Origin of the sequence: Micromonospora globispora (assembly GCF_003857015.1) — a bacterium.
In the GTDB taxonomy this organism is placed as follows: Bacteria; Actinomycetota; Actinomycetes; order Mycobacteriales; family Micromonosporaceae; genus Micromonospora; species Micromonospora globispora.
In genome coordinates, this window is record NZ_QGGF01000655.1 from 1 (window position 1) to 2072 (window position 2072).

Sequence of the window (2072 nt, forward strand, 5' to 3'; positions counted from 1 at the left end):
GGAGTAGCGCTGCCCCGCCACAGCCGCTGGACCGTCCGGCTGACACCGGCCGCGACGCGCCGACGGACGACACGGACGAGGCGGGCCTCGCGGCCGCCGAGGGGCCGGGGCCCGTCTCGACGACCGGCTCCGACGCGCGGCAGCCGTTGCCGGTCTACGACGAGCTGCTCCAGTTCCCCGAGCCGGCTCCCGCCGCACGGCAGCCCGGGCCAGAGACGTACCCGACGGAGGGGGCGTGGCCAGCGGTGCCGGCGCCGTTCCACCGGCCGCCGGCGTACCCGGTGGCAAAGGAGCCGGAGCCGCCCGGCCGCAACCGGACGGTGATCGCCGTGGTGGCGGGTGCCGCGGTGCTCGCGGTGGCGGCCGCGGTCGGCGTGGGCGCGGTCGTGCTCAACCGCGACGCCGCGCCGGCGCCCACGTCGACCCGGGCGAAGCCGGTGGTGACCGGCGCGCCCCCGGGTGACCTGCGGCTGCGGGACGACACCACCACCATCACGATCACCTGGACCGACCCGACGGGCGGTGGGGTGCCGTTCATGGTCGCCGGCGGTCGGGCCGGGCAGAAGCTGGGCGTGATGGCCACGGTGGACCCCGGGCAGACCAGCTACACGGTCAACGGGCTGAATGGAAAGCTGGACTACTGCTTCACGGTGCTTGCGGTCTACTCCACGGACGCGTTCGCCACGTCGGGTCAGGTCTGTACCGATCGGGAAGGGAGCGCGACGCCGCGCTGATCGGTTCCACAACGGACACGGTGTGTGTCCACAGGAGAACGGTCTGGGTGCCCCTGGCGTTGAGCGGCCCCTATGATGGCTCCCGGCTCTGGGGAGGGATCGCTGCCGCACGCGCATCTCCCCGCACCGACACGGAGAGGCAGCCCGCAGTGGCCACCATCGAGGACGTCGCGAGCACCGGCGCGCAGGAACCCCGGCCCCGATCCCGGATGCGGGGCGGACTGGTCACCATCGGCACCGTGACGGCGCTGCTGGCGGCGATGGGGCTTACCGTCCTCGGCCTCGGCGCCGCCGACAACGCGGTCGCCAACTATGACGCGAGTTCCTGGCTGTGGAGCATGTCGCGCAGCGAGATGGCCCGGGTCAACGGGGTCACCGCCCGGGTCGACACCCGGGTGGAGATCCCCGCGGCCCGTCGGCACCAGATGCAGTTCACCCAGACCGACCGGCTGCTGATCCTGCGCGACCTGAACACCGGCCAGGTCAGCTCGCTGGACCTCGCCACCCTTCAGATCACCGCGACCACCCCGACCACCCCCGGGCTGGGCGTCAACGTCGCGCTGCACGAGGAGGCCGCGTTCGTCGTCGACGCGGTGCAGGGCATCGTCCGGCAGCTCGACCCGAGGTCGCTGACCCCGGTCGGCGAGCCGGTGCGCTATCCGCCGGGCATCACCGGCGGCCAGTTCGACGGCGAGGGCCGGCTGTGGATAGCCGTGCCGAGCGAGGGCACCATCTCGGCGGTGACCGCCGCCGAACTGCCGGCCACGCCGGGCGCCGCGCCGCCGGCCGGGCTCAGCCCCAAGCAGGTCGAGACGTACGACGTCGCGGAGCCCAGCCACGAGCTGGTGGTCTCCACGCTGGACGACGGCGTCGCGGTGCTGGACCGGACGTCGGCCTCGCTGGTGACGGTGCGGGCCGGGCGGACCCAGCGGGCCGACCTGACGATGACCGGCGCGGGCAGCCTGCCGCCGCGGACCAGCGGCCCGCAGGTGCCGGTGACCGTGGCCGGTGAGCGGCGGGTACACGTGGTCCGCGACGGCGGCGAGGTGCGGCAGTTCACCGTGCCGGGCACCGGGGACGGGCTCAGCCCCGCGGTGGCCTGGGCGGGCCGCTTCTACTGCGCCGACGAGTCCACCGGCACGGTCTACTCGTTCGACGCCGACGGCAAGCTGGTCGACAGCATCAAGGGCGACGGCAGGGGCGGGCCGCTGGAGCTGGAGGTGCGGGAGAACCACCTCTTCATCAACGCGCCCAACTCGGCGACCGCGCGGGTGGTGGACGACAAGAACCAGGTCCGCGAGGTCAACAAGTACGACAACGACGTGCTCGGTGGTGACC

Annotated in this window: 2 pseudogenes; both read left to right on the top strand. The window is 73.6% G+C overall.

Annotated elements, in window-relative coordinates:
- Positions 1-734, top strand: a pseudogene (locus DKL51_RS31495) (hypothetical protein); the annotation flags it as partial.
- 149 nt (positions 735-883) lie between these two features.
- Positions 884-2072 (top strand): annotated as a pseudogene (locus DKL51_RS31500) (fibronectin type III domain-containing protein); the annotation flags it as partial.